We start from the raw sequence: 18,865 nt of genomic DNA on the forward strand, positions 1-18,865 counted from the left end.
TTAGCCTTCCCTGTTATGCTTATTTTATTGTCAATACCACATAATTTTCATTTATTCATCACCTGTTGCACATATTGCTTCGCTATACTTCAGTTAAATGCAAGAAAGGATGAAATTTCATGAATTCAACAAAACAAAGACTGACAGCATGGCTGATTGCCGGTGCATTAGCCGGTACGCTCAGCGGCTGCAGCTCAGCAAATACCAATACAGATTTGAGCCAAACTGATAACAGCTTTGATGGCACGGTTATCACGCTTGCTGATGAGGGGGTGCTGGTAGATGGTCAAGCCGCCTCAACTGACAGCAGCAGCAAGGTCTATGTCAGCAATGATATTATTTATTATGAGGAAGGCAAGGATGACAGCTATGGTGAAGGATCAACGGCTGATGAACATAGTGCTGAAGAAGCAGCTAAGCATACGGTCGTTAATATTACGGAGCCGGGTAATTATTCTGTCAGCGGATCGCTCAGCTATGGCCAGATTTTGATTGACTTGGGTGAGGATGCGAACGAGAATCCAGAGGCAGTTGTAAATCTGACGTTAAACAATGTTAATCTTACCAGTACAGTCAGCAGTGCAATTGTTGCTTTGAATGCTTATGAATGCAGCGCAGAGTCAGCAGCTGAACCAAGTAAGGATGTCGATACTGCGGATGCCGGTTTTAATTTGATACTGGCAGATGATTCAGTCAATGTAATTAATGGTTCACATGTCGCAAAGATTTACAAAGAAGGAACTACTAAGAAAAAATATAAATTTGACGGTGCCATTGAATCTAAGGTTTCTATGAATATTAATGGTGAAGAAAAGGGCAATGGTCAGCTGACTGTCAATGCGGATAATGAAGGTATTGAAACTTACATGCATCTTACCATTAATGGTGGTGTACTTACTGTCAACTCAGCGGACGATTCCCTGAATGCCAATGAAGACAATATTTCTGTTATCACAATCAATGGCGGTACAATTACCTGTGATGCGGGTAATGGCGAAGAGGGTGACGGCATTGATTCAAACGGCTGGATTGTAATTAACGGCGGTACAATTATCGCATCCGCTAATCCATCAAGCATGGACAGCGGGGTTGATTCAGATTTAGGTATTTATATCAATGGCGGTACTTTACTGGCAAGCGGCAATATGTACGATGAAATAGCGGCAGAGTCAGCACAAAATTTTATTGTATTAAATTTCACTGAAAAACAGCATGAAGAAGATCTCATTGTTTTAAAAAACAGTGATGATGAAGCTATTGCGGCCTTCTATGCAGTTAATGATTACACAGTCTTAGTCTATTCTTCAGATCAGCTTGCCGAGGGTGATTATACTGCTGCGAAAGCAGCTTCGGTTACCGGTGAATTAAATGGCAGCATTTATACGAAAATCAGTGACGCAGACATTACTGCCCAGCTTGAATACAGTACAAGCGGCGGACGCGGCATGGGACATGGCGGCTTTGGTATGAAACCAGAGGGCATGAATGAGGACGACTTGAAAAAGCCAGATGGTGAAAAGGATGAAAATCGAATGGGCAAACCGGAAGGCGATATGAAAGAACCGCCTGAAAACGGAGGTGAAATGCCGCAAGGGTTGCCTGACTTCAATGGTCAGGATGATGATAGTGAAAAACTGACAAGCTTCACGCTAAGTAAAGGCGGTACTTTTCTCTACTCAGTGGCGGAACAAAAATAAATAAATGAAGGCTTCTTTAGCGAGAAGCCTTTTTCAATAAGCACGGTGACAATTTTATTTACTCTACCTCAAACACAGAAAATACTTTTATATAAAAATGAATCATATAGATAATCATAATTTTGATGATTTTTCATCATTTCATTGATTGATAAATTCAAGATACCTCTCTATAATGGCGACACGGAGGAGGTAGATATAATTGTTTATCTCATTTAAAAATGAAAGAGTTAAGTAGAGCCATAGTTTTCATTTCTGCATTGCTGGTTTTATTATTGGCAATCGTCTATTACCGCAGTATCAAAATATTTTAGCGGCACTGTGTTTATCGATTGCTTTAACGATACAGTCCAACACAAAAAAATCATATCAATTATTTTTTTCTGTTATTTATATATTGTTTGGTTATTTTCTGCTGAGATAAACAGAAACTGTGCACCTCTAATACTGACAATAGTAAAACAAAGACTTCTTTAACGAGAAGTCTTTTATAATATGCAAAAAAGGTGCCTTTTCAGACACCTGTATGTTTTAATCTAAATCCTTACCATTGCTGGCGATAACCTTTTTATACCAATAGAAGCTGTCTTTTCTGCTGCGGTCAAAGCTTCCCTTGCCTTCATCATCTTTATCTACATATATGAATCCATATCGCTTCCGCATCTCGCCGGTTCCTGCGGATACCAGATCGATACAGCCCCATGTCGTATACCCGATCAGGTTGACTCCCGCTTCGATTGCCTTATCCATGTCGAGGATATGTTCTCGGATATAGTCGATGCGGTATGGATCATGGATCGCTCCGTCACTTTCCACTTCATCATAAGCTCCCAAACCATTCTCTACCACCATTAACGGCAGCTCATAGCGGTCATAGATCATTTCCAGATAATAGCGCAGTCCCTTTGGATCTAAGGCCCAGCCCCAGTCTGAATACGTCAGATATGGATTCTTTGCTCCGGCTGAGAAATTGCCGCTTACTGTTTCCTTTACTTCATGGCTCGTTACCACGGTTGACATGTAGTAAGAGAACGTATACAGATCTACTTTACCTTCTTGCAAATCGATCAAGTCCTGATCCGTGATATCTAAATGCACATCATGCTCATCCCACAAACGTTTCGCAAAGGTTGGATATTTTCCCTTGCACTGCACATCGCCGCAATAGAAGATTCCCTTTTCCCATGTATGACGGTTCAGCAGGATATCTTCAGGATCACATGTTCCCGGATAGAACGTGATGCCGCAGATCATGCAGCCTACCACATAGTCCGGATCGATTTCATGTGCCTTCTTTACCGCATGCGCGCTTGCTACAAACTGATAATGCAGCTGCTGATAAGCTCGCTGATACATTTCATCACTTGCTGTATTGCCAAACATTTCAAGGAACATGACCGTGTTATTGATTTCATTGAACGTCAGCCAGTATTTTACTAACCCTTTGTATTCCTTAAAGCACGTTTCCGCAAAACGGTCATAGAATTCGATCAGTTTACGATTGTTCCAGCCATCATAATGCTCCTCTAAATATAACGGCGTATCAAAGTGGTGGATCGTAACCAACGGTTCGATGTTGTACTTTTTACATTCTTCAAATACTGAACGATAGAATTCAATCCCCTTTTGATTAGGCTCTAATTCATCGCCGTTAGGATAGAGGCGAGACCATGAGATTGACATTCTGAACATTTTAAAGCCCATTTCCGCAAACAAAGCGATATCCTCTTTATAGCGGTGATAGAAATCGATGCCCTCATGATTTGGATAATAGCAATCATCAAGCACGGCATATTTGGCACCCTCAGGGAGCGCTTCACCCATACTTCTGATCTTTCCCGGTTTGCCGTCAGCACCGATATAAGTGATCATTCTTGGTTCCTTGACTGAACCGCCGGTAGTGACATCCGTCAAAGCCATGCCGCGGCCATCTGCGTTCCATGCACCCTCACACTGATTAGCAGCGGTTGCGCCGCCCCAGTAAAAATCTTTTGGAAAACTCATAAACAATACCTCCTTTATGATTTTTTATAATCTAATTAATCTAAATCTGCCCCATCGCTGGCAATCACTTTCTTATACCAGTAGAAGCTGTCTTTCTTGCTTCTTGCTAATGTACCATTCCCTTTATCGTCACGATCTACATAAACAAAACCATAACGCTTCTTCATTTCACCGGTACCGGCACTGACAAGGTCAATGCATCCCCACATTGTATAACCCATTAAATCTACACCATCCAGATTAATTGCATCACTCATGGATTGAATATTTTGACGCAGATAATCGATGCGGTAGCTGTCATGCACAGAACCGTCTGCTTCCTTTTGATCATCCCAGCCAATACCATTTTCAACAATCCATAAAGGTTTATGATAACGATCATACAATGTATTTAATGCAATTCTTAAGCAGTTAGGATCAGTTCCCCAACCCCATGCATTTGTCTGCAGATAAGGATTTTTAATTCCCATAATCATATTACCGCTGCCTGCTTCTACATTCTCATGAGTTGTGAAAGTAGAAGAGCCATAACAAGAGAAACTTAAAAAGTCTGCGGAATATTTCTCCAATAATTCAAAATCATCAGCTTCAGTTTCTAAAACAATACCTTTTCTTTCATATTCCTTTAATTTATATGCCGGATATTTACCGCCTGTCTGTACATCTGAGAACCACAATGTATTTTGAGCGTTTTTCAATACATACAATTGATCCGCTGGATCACATGTATAAGCATACATCGGCTGATAAGCCAGCATCTGTCCAACTTTAATTTCATCACTGATTTCATGAGCCGCCTTAACGGTTAACGCACTGGCGACAAATTGGTTATGAGCACCCTGTGCTTTAGCCTGATCACTATCATCAATCAGACCACCAGCCATAAAGCAGCCCCACTGCATAATATTAATCTCATTAAAGGTCAGCCAATATTTAACCTTGCCCTGATAATGCTTCATTACGGTTGTGGAATAACGTACAAAGAAATCAATCAGCTTACGGCTTTTCCAACCGCCATATTTTATAGTCAAATTTAATGGTGTTTCATAATGTGATAATGTAACCAGCGGTTCAATACCATACTTTTTACATTCATCAAAAACCTCATCATAAAATTTTAAACCCTCTGCATTCGGTGTCTCATCATCGCCATTTGGGAAAATACGCGCCCAGTTCATTGATAAACGGAATGTCTTAAAGCCCATTTCACCCATCAAAGCGATATCTTCTTTAAAATGATGATAAAAATCGGTTGCCACATGACTAGGATAATATTCACCCTCTACAATTGCCGGAACAGCCCCTTCAGGAAATACCATAGGTGAACCTGAACCTAAATCCATATTGATAGAGCCTGTTTCCTTAGTATCCGGTTTAATCCATGTGATTCTTCTTGGTGTTGTATGGCTTCCAGCCGTCAATACATCACTTGTATTGACACCCTTACCGCCATCCTTATAACCACCTTCGTATTGATTAGCAGCCGTTGCGCCGCCCCATAAGAAATTTTTTGGAAAACTCATAATTACGCTCCTTTTCGTTTGATTAATTCAATAAAGTCAATAAATCATCACCCAATTTTACAGATCCGTTAGCCACTTCCACAACATCTAAATAATCAGCTGTATTCGTAACAATAATTGGTGTAACTAATGAATAACCTTCTTTCTTCAAACTCTCTATATCAAAAGTAACTAAGACATCACCTTTTTTTACTTTATCGCCTTGTTTAATATGCGCTTCAAACCCTTTACCTTCTAATTTAACCGTATTCATACCGATATGAATTAAAACTTCGCAGCCATTATCTGAAACAATTCCGATGGCATGTTTTGTAGGGAATAAGGTCATTACAGTACCATCACATGGAGCTACTACCTTACCCTCAGTTGGATCAACAGCAATCCCTTTACCTAAAGCACCGGCTGAGAAAGCAGCATCTTCAACTTTTTCCAAAGGAACAACATTGCCCTTAACTGGTGAACTGATAACTTCTTTTTCTGCACTTACTTTTTTAACTTCTGGTTTAGCTGCTTCAGCTTTATCTTTATAAGTCACAAAGGCAATCACAAAACCGATAACGGTTGCGGCAACCGTTAGAATTAATGAAACAGTTAATGAACCGCCAGCGTTAGCTGAATTAATTTGACCTGGGATCTGGAAAACACCCATGCCTGCCATCGTATAAGCAGAAACACCAAGAATTACAGATAACGCACCGGCAACAGCTGATCCGAAGCAAGTCAGCAGGAACTGTTTGCCGTTTGGCAGTGTGACACCATAAATAGCTGGTTCAGTAACACCAAAGATGCCAGAAATCCATGCAGGCAATGCGATTTGTTTTAATTTTTTATTCTTTGTTTTCAGCCAGATTGCAAATACAGAACCAGTCTGAACGAATGAACATACACCGATAACGGCCATTAAAGGCTGTTCGACACCGGCCATCAAACCCATCAAAATTGGCAGAATAACCAACATATGACAGCCCATCATAACTAAGATCTGCCATAAGAAAGCCAATAAAGCCGCGGCAATGATCGGACTGAAGCCATAAACACCTTGGATGCATTGATTGATGAAATCACCCAGTAAATTAGAAACCGGCCCAATTACACAGAAACCGATAGGCAGACAGAGTGCCAATACAATTGCCGGTACCACGAAGGTCTTTACAACATCAGGAATAATTTTATTTAAACCTTTTTCTATATATACAGCCAGAAAGCTTAATACAACCATTGGCAGCATTGTGCTTGTATAAGTCGCGTTAACAACAAAACCGAATACTTCAATATCGATACCCTGAATTGTCGGATAACACAATGCAGCACCCAATGTCATACCAAGGTAAGGATTGCCGCCTAATTTCTTAAATGCGTTATATCCCAAAATGATTGGGAAGAACAAGAACATCGCGTCAGCAGCTGCCGCAAGCAATACACCTAAGCCGGAAGCAGCGCTCACTAAGCCGACCATATCTAATAATGTATTTACACCCTTTAAGATACCGCTGGCACACAAGATACCGATTGACGGCATGAAGATACCAGTAATTATATCTAAAGCCGCTTCAGAGAATTTGCGCTTAGTCTTAGGCGCATTAGCACCATCACCGCTGATACCAGCCACTTCGCAGACATCGCGGAATACATCAGGAACATGATTGCCGATAACTACCTGATACTGACCAGCTGTCTGCATGACTGTAACGACACCATCCATATTTTTAAGCACTTCTGTATTAGCAATTGATTCATCCTTTAATTGGAAACGTAAACGTGTTACGCAGTGAGTTAAACTTATTACATTTTCTTTACCGCCGACATTCGCAATAATGTCCTTAGCGAGTTTTTCATATTTTCCCATGATTTTATGTCCTTCTATAACAAATATGAATAATTTAATACATAATTAATGATCAATTTTTCTTATTCATCTTTATAGGTTTAGCCAACTTAATGTCACTATCCGTGTTGTATCAATCCTCCTTTATCTATCTGACGAGTTATCTTTTATGGTAGATAACACGTTCAATATGAATTGTAAGATACAGCTTTTCTTCATTAGAAAGTACATAATTATACTTTCTTTCAATAAAATCACTAATGCGGTTTACGCATTTCGTGGAATTCTTATATTTTAATTTAATCACATCATATAAATCATCGTCATCGCTGTTTTCATACGTTGTATGATTCACTAAACGCTGTGCAAAAAATTTCAAATGAGTTGTGAAGCGATAATAATATACGTCATCCTCATCAAATTCAACATTGAAAATATAGCGGACAATATTGGTGATTTCCTGCATTACTTTAGTAATCGCCAGCATATCCTCCATACCCTTTTCATCTAATTCCGCATTGACTAAATGCAGGGCGATAAAGCCTGCTTCATCATCTGGAAGACGCACGTTAAATTCTTTTTCTATCATATCTAAAGCTGCCAAACCGACAGCGAATTCATCTTTATAAAATCTGCGGATATCCCACAGTAATACATTGGTTACCGTGATACCTTCAAGAAAGCGCACAATTGAAGAATAAATATGATCTACTAAAGAGATATAGATATATTCATTCAATCTTTTGCCGAGTGTTGCTTTCGCATATTGAATGATTTTCTCACTCACGATAATATGCTCAATTGGCACTTCTTTGATAATTTCCTGGAATTTATGACTGGCATCAGCTGAAGATAAAGCAAATACCTTATCAATCATGTTTTCATCAATATCATCATTTACTTTCTTTTTAAAACAGATACCTTTCCCCATAACGATCTTTTCTTCACCATCTACTAAAACTACGGCTACGTTATTGTTCAGAATCTTGTCAATAATCATTGCTTATCCCCCTTTCATAAAAAAAACCTACACCTCTCCTATCATGCTTAAAAAGCAATGAAAATAGTTGACGCGTAGGTTTAGCTTGTTACCAATCACTATCCTTACCGGTTTATAATAGCACTATAAAGCCAGATTTGCAAGCGATTTCATAAAATGAATTGATTTTTTTGACCTTTTTTTGACTGAATTGAAGTGAAAAGTTAAATTCCACTTTAGAGGAGAGTAGGCAGAAATGAGTTTTGCATGAAGTTTCAGTTCAATTTACTCTTTTACTATGACAGTGAATAAACTGCCCGAATATTCATTGTTATTACCGTGTTAATACTTCTACTACAACATTACCTTTGGTTTCGGAATCAACGCTAATTGTAAAACATGCTGTTTCAGTTGTATTTGCAGGAATTGTGATTTTATCGTTACATGGAGCAGAAGAATTGACGACAATTGTTTCTTCTGCGTTCTCATAAGTAAGACTGATTTCTATTGTTCCACTTTCACAAGCTGCATCCACCTTAAATTGATAATCTGTATCTGCTTCAAGTGTAATTGTCTTTTCATGCTCACTGTATTCCTTCTCATATTCTTCGGGGAAAAAGTGGTACTCAAAGCTTTGTAAAGAAGTAAATTCGTCTGATTCACTGTTATTACAAGCCGTAAGAGCAAAGGCAAAACAAACTGCAAGCAAACTAACCACGATATTTTATATAGCTTCATCACTTAAAATCCTCCCGTCTTGAATGGTAATAAGTCTTTTTGCGTAAGACGCAACATTTTTATCGTGGGTAATAAGAATGATCGTCTTTCCCATATTATTTAATTCTGAAAATACCCGCATAATTTCATTTCCTGTTTTGCTGTCCAATGCTCCTGTTGGCTCGTCCGCAAGGATTATTTCGGCTTGGCATACAATCGCCCTTGCGATTGCCGCTCTTTGCTTCTGACCGCCGGATATATTCGACGGTTTCTTTTTGGCTAAATTAGATATGCCTACGAGTTTCAATGCAGATAAAACCTTTTTCTTTCGTTCTGCTTTTGACAGCGGCTGCTTCATCAACGGTATTTCTACATTTTCAAATACGGTATAATCATCGATAAGGGCAAAGTGTTGAAAGACAAACGATATTTTTTTACCACGAATAGAAGATAAGTATTTTTCTTTTGCACCCCCTAAATCTTCATTATCAAGCAAATATGTACCACTTGTGGGAATGTCCATGCAGCCTATAATATTTAATAATGTTGTCTTGCCGGAACCAGAAGCTCCCATAATTGCTACAAACTCACCGCTGCCTATTTTTAAGTTAACATTTCTCAAAGCTGAAGTAATAATTTCATCACTTCTGTATTCTTTTGTTATGTCTTTCAATTCAATCGCTGCCATTTGTATCTCCTCCTATCAACTCGCAAGGCTGATATTTCATTAATTTTGTTATCGGAATTAATGCTGCAATCATTGTCAAAATAAAAGCAAGTATAATACAGATTGGAAGTGTGTATCTGATATGCACGGTTAGCAAAACAGTTTTGAATAGGTCAATACTTCGAGTAAGCTCTATCCATTTCATTCCCCAAGCAAAAATACCCGAGCAGAAAATAATGACAAATATTTCAATAGCTATTTCTGCCGCGATATCGGAAAGCGTAAAACCATTTGCAATCCAAATGCCATATTGTTTCTTTTTCAACAAAGTATTGGTAGTAAAAACTGCAGTGACGGAGCTGGTTGCCATAATGGAAATAAAGAGTGCGAGCAGTATTTGCCGTCTAGTAAATGCTGCTGTTTCTGACTGATATCCCTTATATTCCTCTGATATGAGCACTGCCGACGCTTCAAACCCGTGTTGTAATGGATATGTAGACACCTGCTCTTTAACAAAGTCTATATCCGCATGATTGGAAAGAAATACATAGGTATTATGCAGAGAAGAAAGCTGCGTCATGATATCATCACGGCTTTGTTTTGTAAAAGGCGCAATGAACCAACCGTTTAATGAAACCAAGGGATAACGTATTAAATCATCTTCCTCAACCCACTTTGCATCAATGGGAATATACCCGGCAATTTCGTACTGACCGCCTGTGCGCTCATCGGTAAGTATTTGTCCCTTTGATAAAATATCCTTGAATACCTCGCTTACATAAAGAGGCAGCAGACCGCTTGTTGTAGCTGTGTATTCGGTAATTCCGCCTTTGACAAATGACAATATTTCCTCATCGATGCTTAATAGCTGCGATATGCCCGGATAATTTTCGTATTTTTGTCCCTTTAACAGCTCCCCATTGATTGCCTTATATTCATTCATGTTTTCAAGTTCGGAAAAATACATACCGGTTGCGTCAAACTGTCCTGCTGCTTCCACCCCCTGCAGTGCTTTGATATAGTCAAGATATTGCCGGATCACATTTGCAAACTCTGGGCTTTCTTCTGTATATTGGTAATTCAAGTGCAATACCTTTTCCATATCAACACCCATATTGCTTTCAAATATTTTTTGCTGATAAGCTGCACTGGCCGCATTTGTGAAAGCAGATAGAACCGTCTGCATCGCAATAACACATACAAGCAACATCAAAAATGAAAAAAACTTCTTTTTCCTTATTTCCCTGATCGATAACATTAAAAGTTTCATTTAAGAAATCACCTCCGCAGGGTGTATTTTCAAAATGCGTATAACAGGAATAATAACAGAAATCATCAAAGTAAATAACAAGAACAGCAGCGAACTACGTAAGAAAAAAGGTGTTATATGTATGGATATGACTCCCTGAGTCATGCGTGAAAATATCTCAATCAAAATAAACCCTATGCAAAGACTGACAAATAGTATTTCCGCCATTTCTGATACTGCCGCGCAAATGAGATTACGATTTGACCAGCCGAACGCTTTACGAATTGCCATATCTTTGCGCTTTGTAACAATCCAATAGTTTGTAACCACAAGACAATTTGCAATAGAAAACAGATAAATTGAAAGCGCAAGGGAAATCCCCGTATTTTGCATAGTAGTAAATATCGGTGTTTCTTGGTTTGCATCTGCTAAAGAATTTAAAATATCATTAATTGCACTAATGCCAACCAATACGGACATTATAGAAATTGAAAATCCGATCGCTAATAAGATTGTAGTAGGACGGCACTTCCGCTTTATTTTAAACATAGTAAACCTCTCTTTCGCTTTTACTCTATGACTGCGCAGTTTACAATTCGTTACAAAATAAAGCGCACTTTTTTGTGCGCCGCTTTCCAATCTTTTATATGTATTCCTATTTACGCCAAAGCAAAACAGAATTGTCAATTATTTTCTGCAAATTGCCGATATCCATACTTTCTATGCCTGTATAATCCCCTGTATAGTAAAATACGCGGTCAATGTTTTCTGCGCCCTTATCGGCACTGCATAGGACATACTCGCTGAATATATCATCATTCGTAATAAGATCGTCCCACTTTGTTCCCGACATATAGAAAAACAAATAGGTGTCCATTTGTCCGTTATTTTTGATTTCCACTTGCTTAATTTTAATATAATTAGCTTGATTGCCCTGTAATCTGCCAATCAAGCTGTCGTCTGCCATTGACACCGAAATATTGTTCTCATAGGAAATCACCTGCTCGGATTTTTTCAAAAAGCCGACAATTGAAAAAGATGCAGCCGCAAATATGGCAAATGCAAGTACAACAACTAATATTTGCTTTTTGCGCAGCTTTCTTTTTATCGAGCGAAAAGACGCTGCTTTTTTCATTTCCAACTCAGCATTTTGCGGAGCTGGAAAGATTTCATCTGTTTCACAAAGGAAATTATAGTAGTCCTTACAGGAAGAACATTCTGACAAATGATTTTCAATAATCTTATTGCTTTCTTCGCTGCAAACCCCATCATGGTATAGGGGCAGCAAGTCCTTTATCAAACTACAAGGATATTTCATTTTATGCCCTCCTTTATCTTTAATTTTGCTCTATGATAAGTTACTCTCGCCCAGCTTTCAGATTTACCGAAAAGACTTCCGATTTCTGCAAAGGAGAGTTCTCCAAAAGTACGCATCCAAAATACCTCTTTATAAGGCTCTTTTAACCGATGAAGCAATTTGTGAAGTTCAAAAGCCGTTTCCTTATTGAGCAGTTTTTGCTCTATGCTTTCAGTACCCGGGATAGTATCTAAAGGATAATCAACTTGTCTTTGCTTCCGTTTGACCTCTGTATAAAATATATTTTTAGCAATCTGGCAAAGCCAAACACTTAATTTACATTCCCCGCGAAAAGTGCCAATATTTTTTAGAGCCTTAAAGAAAGCCTCTTGAGTGAGTTCCTCTGCCCATGCCTCGTCTTTGCAAAGGGAAAGGGTATATTGATATACCGTATCAAAGTATTCTGAATATATCTTTTCAAAGTCTTTCACTCCAACACCTCGCTTTCTTTCATCTTTCTGATGGCTTTATTTTTTGAATAGGATCATGCTTGTTAAAACGGCAAATAGAATATCCGATACTCTGATTTTATCAAACAATACTGTTGAAGTCACAAGCATTATCAAAATGATTCCAATAGAAATTATCCTTGAAAACCAATGCTTACCTTTTGCGTACCAAATACAAAATCCCATAGGCATGCAGAGAAAGGCAAACACTGTCCACCCATAGGCTATCAAATGTGAATAAACACTTGCTGTCATTTCTGCAGTTATGTAATATGTCATTAACATTCCCATGCAAAAGCTGAAAACATTAACTGAGGCCCGCACAGCAGAATTGCTGGATACAGAAATCAATGTGCAAATAAAAATCCAAACAGATGTTTGTGAAAAGATATTTCCAATGTCAGTTGTGTAAAGATCAAGCAGCTTAATCAAGACACCTGTAATTAGCCCCAAGCAACTAATAAGGACAAAATGAATAATTGCTTTAGAAAAAGTTATCGGCTGCCCGGATTTTCTGATAGGATCAAATAAGCTCATTGGCCGCCTCCTTCCTTTATAAGACTAACGAAATTGAAAAACGTTACAATTATTTTTAAGATACTTTTTCTTCTCCCGCCAACAGGCTTGTCAGCGTCATTGTATCAATCAAAACGCCGGATATTCGGCCTGCGCAAAGTTTCTGTACCTTTCTTTCGGAGATGCCTTTCTGCCGCATGAGCCTTTCAAACAACTGCTTGCCGTTTGTAGAATAACACACAAAAATACCGCAACTTATTTCAAGCTGTAGCGTGGCAATATGCAGTAAAGGACGCTATCTTGTGATAACGTCCCTTTTGCTTGGTTATTTAGTTGTTAAATTTGTTTTCTTATCTCAACACCCATAAAAGGCGTTTATTCGTATATTGGTGGAGCTTAGGGGGCTCGAACCCCTGACCTCTACGCTGCCAGCGTAGCGCTCTCCCAGCTGAGCTAAAACCCCAATACTGACATTGCGATGCTATTATAACATAAAACTTTCATAAAAAAAATGGCTAAATGCCATTTTTTTATATTTAATTGTGAATTAAATTAACCAACGATTTTTTGTGTACGAAGAACTTCTTCGATAGCTGCGATAGCAGCATCTTCATCTTCACCGTTGCAAGAAATAGTGATTTCAGATTGTGTTGGAATTCCTAAAGACATAACACCCATGATTGATTTCATGTTTACTTCACGTCCTTTGAAAGACACATTCACTTCACATTTGAATTTACTAGCTGCGTTAACTGCTACTGTTGCAGGGCGTGCATGTAATCCAACTGGATCGATTACTGATACTGTAATTTGTTTCATTTTTATTCCTCCTAATATTCTTCTACTCCATTTTAAACCATTTCGGTAGCACTTACAATGCTAAAATCGCAAATATTTGATTATTTTAAAAATAAATCTGCGAGCCTTGTTTTTCAATCAGAAATGTAGTGGTATTTCAATCTGACAAACGAGATTTATAAAGTTTTACAGAGCCGTTCTTCATCTATTTTTCCTGATTTAAGCTGTTCAGTAAAAGCCTCACTGCTGATTACATTAAAGCCGTGATCCAGTAAATACTGCGCGGTTATGCCGTTTCCTTCAATGATTCTGCCGCTGAAAGTTCCATCATAAATCCTGCCTGCGCCGCAGCTTGGCGAGCGTACTTGCAGGATACACAGCGTGCATTTATTCGCCTGTGCAACTGCCAGCGTTTGTTTTGCGCCTTCTATGAAAGCTTCTGTCACATCTTCGCCAAGATTGTTGATAACCCGATCCTTTACCCGTTCACAACAGGCCCTTGGCGTCGGCAGACCACCCATCACCTCAGGACAAACACTGATGTATTCCTTATCCTTCAGATAATCTATAAGTAAAGCATTGGCGTTATTACCGCCGCTGTATTTACAATTTTCACCAAGCAGACAAGCACTGACCAATATCATAATTGCACCTCCTTGACAAATACTAAATGCTTAGCGTTGGAAAGCTGTTCATGAAAGTGATATCCATCTTCATTAAAAGCCTTTACCGCTTCTATATTATCTATCTTATGCTTAATGCAATAATAAATCAGCGAACCGCGGGCCATCTTAGCCGCCGTCGCCTCAATCTTCAGTTTACCCTGTTTTTCCACATAAAAGGATACACTGCATTTTGTTTCAGGCAATAAAGCACTATATTCCTTAGAACAGCAATCCAAAATGCATTCATCCTTTAAACCATCCGCAAGCTTTAACCGCCAAAATTCAGTAAGCGATTTGCCCTCAACCTGTAAGGGATTCTCAACATCCAAACGATATTCACTGATGCCGTCCTTTACCCTCAGCATCCCATACAAGCCACTCATAATCCGCAAGTGTTCTTGAGCAAAATCCCAATCCTCCTGATTCCATTCATGCACCTGCATCCGTTTAAACTGCAGGCCGTCAAAGCACAGTCCGGCATTGTTCTGCGTCACTGGTTCAAAGGATTGAAAACGACTCACATTCTGCAGCGCTATCTTTTCATTGCACTTATAGAATTTCATTAGTTCCTCTTTATTTTTATCTTTTAATAAGGAAGCTATATAGGCAGCTGTCTGTGCAAACATCGGCTGGCTCGCTTCCGCAATTGCCTCGCTTTTCATCGTTTTAGTCGGTGAACAACATATGATCATTATCTTTCTCCTTAATACCTATACAAATTTAACCGCATGTAATAAAATAAGTCAAATAAATCTTTCTGTCTAATGGTTAATTGTAAAAAATAGGTTATGATAAGAATAGATAAAAGGAGTGATCGTAATGAATAGAAAATGGAGTCAGGTTTTGTGGCTGCTGTCCGCGATTTTATTAATTGGTGCCGGGGTGATCTGTATTATGAATCCGATGACTGCCCTCTCATCAATCGCCTGGATTATTGCCATTGCGATATTATTTGAAGGCTTTTCAGATATTGTTGGTTATTTCTTCTTCAGAGATACCTTTTTCAGTAACGCATGGATGCTGATCGACGGTATTTTAAGTGTTGTCATGGCTTGCTTTTTAATCGGTTATAATGACATAACCGCTGCCTTTATACCTTATATATTCAGTAGCTGGCTTTTAGTTACAAGTCTTGCAAAATTCATCAATAGTTTTCAAATGCGCCGCTTTAACTTTGCCAGCTGGAATTGGATGTGTGCGCTTGGCATTGTCGGCATCGCATTTTCAATCTTTGCCTTTTTCAATCCGTCGCTGGCAATTCTGACAATCAGTGTATTGCTTGGCGCCCTGTTGATATTCCAAGGCTTAGTTACCTTGATTCGCTGGTATCTCTGCCTTAATTTTTAAAGTTTTCCCTCTCTCGAACAGGTACGCCTGTTCTTTTTTTATCCCGCATAGCCAAAGAACCAGGCAATCATCGCAAATAAAATAGTCAAAACGATGGAGACATAAAGCCAATCATTTTTTTCTGTGAGGTCATCAACCGGTTCAGCCGCCACTGTTTCACTCTCCTGCTGTGCATTTTTGCTAAGCTTCAGCCAGTATTTATTCCCTTCACTGATCAGCTCAACCTGATGTGATGCATTTTCCATCTCTGCCGCCAAGGCTGCTTTTAAAGCGATATCAAACAATGCTGAATAATAACCGCTGATCTGATCAAAAGCCTTTTGAGCCATCAGTACCAACAATTCATCCGGCACCTCTCCCGCCTCTTGGTAAACAAGAATACCATTCAGGTTATCCGTTCTATATTGCGCAAGCCGCCGTCTGCGTATTAAATCTGCCTGTTGATCAAAATGTTCCTTATCAGTAAGTGTATCATCGCTGACCAGCTCTTCAAAATCTTTAAGAACATCAGATACCACCGCATAAGCCAAGACATCTCCTTGTATCAGATGGGTATATTCATTCAGCTGATCATTGTCAATCCTCACCCCAGTCTGTGTATATTCATAAGTATCCTTTTGATCAAGATGCCAGCGTTCAGTCAATGAAACATGTCCCAAAGGTACATCATCAAAAAATGTCTGCCAGATCACACTGTCAAAGTTGTTCTTATAGCGTTTATAGGACGCACTGCTTTTAAGTGCATATAAAACATCATTCCCCTGCCGGTACTGCATATAATCAAGTGGTTCACAGGATGTTTCTGCCGGGCATTGAGCTGAAAAAGGAATCTGTTCTACCTTTAATGCAGATGGCATGCTCAGCAGCAATATTAAAGAGAGTAAAATTTTCATCGGTAGCCTTCTTTCAAGATTACTATGCCTAACCTTGTTTTAATTATGCGTAAACACTTTGCTTCTTTGAAAGAAATAAGTACCATTCCTGATATTGGTAAAGCTCATATAGAAGTGCAAGTAAAATCAAGTCTGATTCTTGATTCTGTTTTATAATAATCATTGTTATATAACAGAATGGCGGTGTAAATATGTTTGAATGGCAGCAGCAGATTCAAATTATAACGGATGAAATCGATCAATGCATCAAAAATTACAATGATGAAGCTTTAACCTTGCGTATGCTTGCTAAGCGGCTTGGTTATTCTGAATTCTATACAACCAGAAAATTCAAACAGATAACAGGCATGCAGTTTAAAGATTATTTACGATGCCGAAAATTAGCCTTTGCGCTGAAGGAAATCCGTGACAGTGATAAGCGTATTATGCAAATTGCTTTAGATTATGGCTTTTCATCGCATGAAGCATTCACCAGAGCATTTAAGAATACCTATGGTGTTACACCAAGTCACTACCGCGCCAATCCCCAAGCAGTCATTCTCCGCACTAAAATACAGCCCTTTGACCGTTATTTTTTAGGTCTGCAGGAAATAGGCATGATGAAATCCTCTGCGTCAATTAAGATTTATTTTGTGACAATTCCCGCTCATAAATTTCTATATATCAGTAATTATGAAAGCAATGGCTATTGGGATTTCTGGCAGAAACAAAAATTAAAACAAGGTCAGGATCAAGATACTGTCTGCGGTTATCTGGACAGCATCAAGGGCAAGCTGGATGATGGCGGCGGCAGTGAAACCAACAGCAGCAGCGGTCAGATTATGGCTTATATTATCGATCCCGGCGGCAGGCTTTGTGATTGGGGGATTGAGCGCGTTGAATGCTATGGCGTCAGACTGCCAGCTAATTATCATGGTGTTATTCCTCCGCATTTTCAGCTGCGGGATGTCTTATCTGCAGAATATATAGTCTTTGAACATGGGCCCTTTGATTATGATCAGGAAAACCGCAGCGTAGAAGAGCAAATGGAAAAAGCAATGGCAGATTTTGATTATACTGAAACTGATTATGTACCGGATCTGACACCTGGCAGAATCATTTATTTCTATTTTGATCCAGTGAAGGGATGGAAATATATCAGACCTGTAAAGAGGCAGGCAGACAAGGAGCAATATAATGAAAAAATGGTATGACGAAGAATATGAATGGGAAATTGAAGTAGCCGGCTTTCTGCGCGGACAGCAGACAGAACACTATTGCCGCAATGGTGAAGAGATCGGGGATAAATACACCTGTACCTATGGCTGTCCAGTAAACGCGGATGGCCAAGGTATTTGTTCAAAGGTAATGCTTTTAATGTTTCCTATCATGGAAGCTGTCAGAAGCGGCGGTGATTTGGAGAATATCGGCGGTCATGAACGTTACAGTAAAAATGTCGTATGTCCAGATGGCTGTGTATTATTTAAAATGACCGCTAATAAAACTGGCAATGAAAATTTCCACAAGGGACACTTTTATGATTCATAGAAAAATTTTATAAAGCACAAAAAAAGCTGTAACGCTTTTTGACCTTCTCAATCTTGGGTCAAACCGTTACAGCTTTATGCTTTTATTCAATTGCTATAAATTTCTTTTCTTCAACTTCTTTTGGTGCATCAACAGGTACTACGATTTTCAGTTCACCATTTTCAAATTTAGCTTTAATATCCGTTTCCTTAACACCGTCACCAACATAGAAGCTGCGTGAACAGCTGCCGGTGTAACGCTCCTGACGGATCACATTACCCTTGTCATCCTTTTCTTCATTGCTTGTATTCTTGCTGGCACTGACATTCAGATATCCATCCTTCAATTCAATCTTGATGTCCTCCTTGCCATAACCAGGCAATTCCATATCAAGCAGGTAATTGCCATCCTTTTCCGTTACATCCGTTTTCATGATATTCGAGCTTTTCTTAGTGAAAATCGGATCAAAAAACATATCATCAAATGCATCATCAAATAAATTCAATCCAGGTAAGAATTTCATAACCATCGCCTCTTTCGTAACAATATCATTTCATGAATTCAAACCTCATCAGGTCCTATCCTGATTACACTTATAGTATAATCCAAAGTGTTGGCACTGTCAATAGTTGAGTGCTAAATTTTTGACTTTTTTCAATTAATTTTTACTAAT

The 18,865-nt window shown here is 38.9% G+C and carries 20 protein-coding genes and 1 tRNA gene; 4 read left to right on the forward strand and 17 right to left on the reverse strand.

The window, feature by feature from the left end:
• Positions 1 to 119: 119 nt before the first annotated feature.
• A complete protein-coding gene (locus DWZ33_RS06105) occupies positions 120 to 1,697 on the forward strand; it encodes a carbohydrate-binding domain-containing protein (RefSeq protein ID WP_118454179.1) in 1,578 nt (525 codons plus the stop codon).
• 531 nt (positions 1,698 to 2,228) lie between these two features.
• Here the strand turns inward: DWZ33_RS06105 and DWZ33_RS06110 are convergent.
• The 15 genes from DWZ33_RS06110 to DWZ33_RS06180 all read right to left on the reverse strand — a co-directional run bounded on the left by DWZ33_RS06110 (position 2,229) and on the right by DWZ33_RS06180 (position 15,138).
• Positions 2,229 to 3,701: a family 1 glycosylhydrolase gene (locus DWZ33_RS06110; protein ID WP_118454180.1), complete on the reverse strand. Its 1,473-nt coding sequence runs from the start codon at positions 3,699 to 3,701 to the stop codon at positions 2,229 to 2,231.
• A gap of 35 nt (positions 3,702 to 3,736) precedes the next feature.
• On the reverse strand, positions 3,737 to 5,224 hold the full coding sequence (locus DWZ33_RS06115) for a family 1 glycosylhydrolase (RefSeq protein WP_118454181.1): 1,488 nt from the start codon (positions 5,222 to 5,224) through the stop codon (positions 3,737 to 3,739).
• 22 nt (positions 5,225 to 5,246) lie between these two features.
• Entirely contained in the window at positions 5,247 to 7,070 is a 1,824-nt protein-coding gene (locus DWZ33_RS06120; RefSeq protein ID WP_022937198.1) for a beta-glucoside-specific PTS transporter subunit IIABC, read from the reverse strand.
• A gap of 139 nt (positions 7,071 to 7,209) precedes the next feature.
• Positions 7,210 to 8,049 carry a BglG family transcription antiterminator LicT gene (licT, locus tag DWZ33_RS06125; protein WP_022937199.1) on the reverse strand — a complete coding sequence of 280 codons (840 nt, stop codon included), beginning with the start codon at positions 8,047 to 8,049 and terminating at the stop codon, positions 7,210 to 7,212.
• 313 nt (positions 8,050 to 8,362) lie between these two features.
• Positions 8,363 to 8,737, reverse strand: coding sequence for a hypothetical protein (locus DWZ33_RS06130; protein WP_147352872.1), 375 nt, complete (start codon positions 8,735 to 8,737; stop codon positions 8,363 to 8,365).
• 15 nt (positions 8,738 to 8,752) lie between these two features.
• The gene (locus DWZ33_RS06135; RefSeq protein ID WP_118454183.1) at positions 8,753 to 9,433 is read right to left on the reverse strand and encodes an ABC transporter ATP-binding protein; all 681 of its coding nucleotides are present in this window, start codon (positions 9,431 to 9,433) and stop codon (positions 8,753 to 8,755) included.
• On the reverse strand, positions 9,420 to 10,682 hold the full coding sequence (locus DWZ33_RS06140; RefSeq protein WP_118454184.1) for an ABC transporter permease family protein: 1,263 nt from the start codon (positions 10,680 to 10,682) through the stop codon (positions 9,420 to 9,422). Before DWZ33_RS06140 ends, DWZ33_RS06135 begins: the two co-directional genes overlap by 14 nt.
• Complete coding sequence (locus tag DWZ33_RS06145) at positions 10,683 to 11,210, reverse strand: FtsX-like permease family protein (RefSeq protein ID WP_118454185.1); 528 nt, start codon at positions 11,208 to 11,210, stop codon at positions 10,683 to 10,685.
• A 106-nt stretch (positions 11,211 to 11,316) separates the two neighbouring features.
• On the reverse strand, positions 11,317 to 11,979 hold the full coding sequence (locus tag DWZ33_RS06150) for a zf-HC2 domain-containing protein (RefSeq protein WP_118454186.1): 663 nt from the start codon (positions 11,977 to 11,979) through the stop codon (positions 11,317 to 11,319).
• A complete protein-coding gene (locus DWZ33_RS06155; RefSeq protein WP_118454187.1) occupies positions 11,976 to 12,449 on the reverse strand; it encodes an RNA polymerase sigma factor in 474 nt (157 codons plus the stop codon). Before DWZ33_RS06155 ends, DWZ33_RS06150 begins: the two co-directional genes overlap by 4 nt.
• A gap of 36 nt (positions 12,450 to 12,485) precedes the next feature.
• Positions 12,486 to 13,004, reverse strand: a complete 519-nt coding sequence (locus DWZ33_RS06160) for a hypothetical protein (protein ID WP_118454188.1) — start codon at positions 13,002 to 13,004, stop codon at positions 12,486 to 12,488.
• 366 nt (positions 13,005 to 13,370) lie between these two features.
• A tRNA-Ala gene (locus tag DWZ33_RS06165) sits at positions 13,371 to 13,446 on the reverse strand.
• An 89-nt stretch (positions 13,447 to 13,535) separates the two neighbouring features.
• Positions 13,536 to 13,802 carry a phosphocarrier protein HPr gene (locus DWZ33_RS06170; protein WP_022937207.1) on the reverse strand — a complete coding sequence of 89 codons (267 nt, stop codon included), beginning with the start codon at positions 13,800 to 13,802 and terminating at the stop codon, positions 13,536 to 13,538.
• A gap of 155 nt (positions 13,803 to 13,957) precedes the next feature.
• Positions 13,958 to 14,425 carry a 2-thiouracil desulfurase family protein gene (locus DWZ33_RS06175; protein ID WP_244925857.1) on the reverse strand — a complete coding sequence of 156 codons (468 nt, stop codon included), beginning with the start codon at positions 14,423 to 14,425 and terminating at the stop codon, positions 13,958 to 13,960.
• Positions 14,422 to 15,138, reverse strand: coding sequence for a YaaA family protein (locus DWZ33_RS06180; protein WP_118454190.1), 717 nt, complete (start codon positions 15,136 to 15,138; stop codon positions 14,422 to 14,424). The genes DWZ33_RS06175 and DWZ33_RS06180 overlap by 4 nt, the downstream gene beginning before the upstream one ends.
• A gap of 127 nt (positions 15,139 to 15,265) precedes the next feature.
• Here DWZ33_RS06180 and DWZ33_RS06185 point away from each other — a divergent pair, with 127 nt between their 5' ends.
• Positions 15,266 to 15,793, forward strand: a complete 528-nt coding sequence (locus DWZ33_RS06185; protein WP_118454191.1) for an HdeD family acid-resistance protein — start codon at positions 15,266 to 15,268, stop codon at positions 15,791 to 15,793.
• Between the two features lie 38 nt (positions 15,794 to 15,831).
• Here the strand turns inward: DWZ33_RS06185 and DWZ33_RS06190 are convergent, their stop codons facing one another.
• Positions 15,832 to 16,686: a hypothetical protein gene (locus DWZ33_RS06190; protein WP_118454192.1), complete on the reverse strand. Its 855-nt coding sequence runs from the start codon at positions 16,684 to 16,686 to the stop codon at positions 15,832 to 15,834.
• A gap of 191 nt (positions 16,687 to 16,877) precedes the next feature.
• Here DWZ33_RS06190 and DWZ33_RS06195 point away from each other — a divergent pair, with 191 nt between their 5' ends.
• Positions 16,878 to 17,879, forward strand: a complete 1,002-nt coding sequence (locus tag DWZ33_RS06195) for a helix-turn-helix transcriptional regulator (RefSeq protein WP_118454193.1) — start codon at positions 16,878 to 16,880, stop codon at positions 17,877 to 17,879.
• Positions 17,863 to 18,213 carry a TIGR04076 family protein gene (locus DWZ33_RS06200; RefSeq protein ID WP_118454194.1) on the forward strand — a complete coding sequence of 117 codons (351 nt, stop codon included), beginning with the start codon at positions 17,863 to 17,865 and terminating at the stop codon, positions 18,211 to 18,213. The genes DWZ33_RS06195 and DWZ33_RS06200 overlap by 17 nt, the downstream gene beginning before the upstream one ends.
• Before the next feature lie 82 nt (positions 18,214 to 18,295).
• Here the strand turns inward: DWZ33_RS06200 and DWZ33_RS06205 are convergent, their stop codons facing one another.
• A complete protein-coding gene (locus DWZ33_RS06205) occupies positions 18,296 to 18,715 on the reverse strand; it encodes an Hsp20/alpha crystallin family protein (protein ID WP_022937214.1) in 420 nt (139 codons plus the stop codon).
• Positions 18,716 to 18,865: the final 150 nt, after the last annotated feature.

It is taken from the genome of Dielma fastidiosa, assembly GCF_003475485.1.
Lineage (GTDB): Bacteria > Bacillota_I > Bacilli_A > Erysipelotrichales > Erysipelotrichaceae > Dielma > Dielma fastidiosa.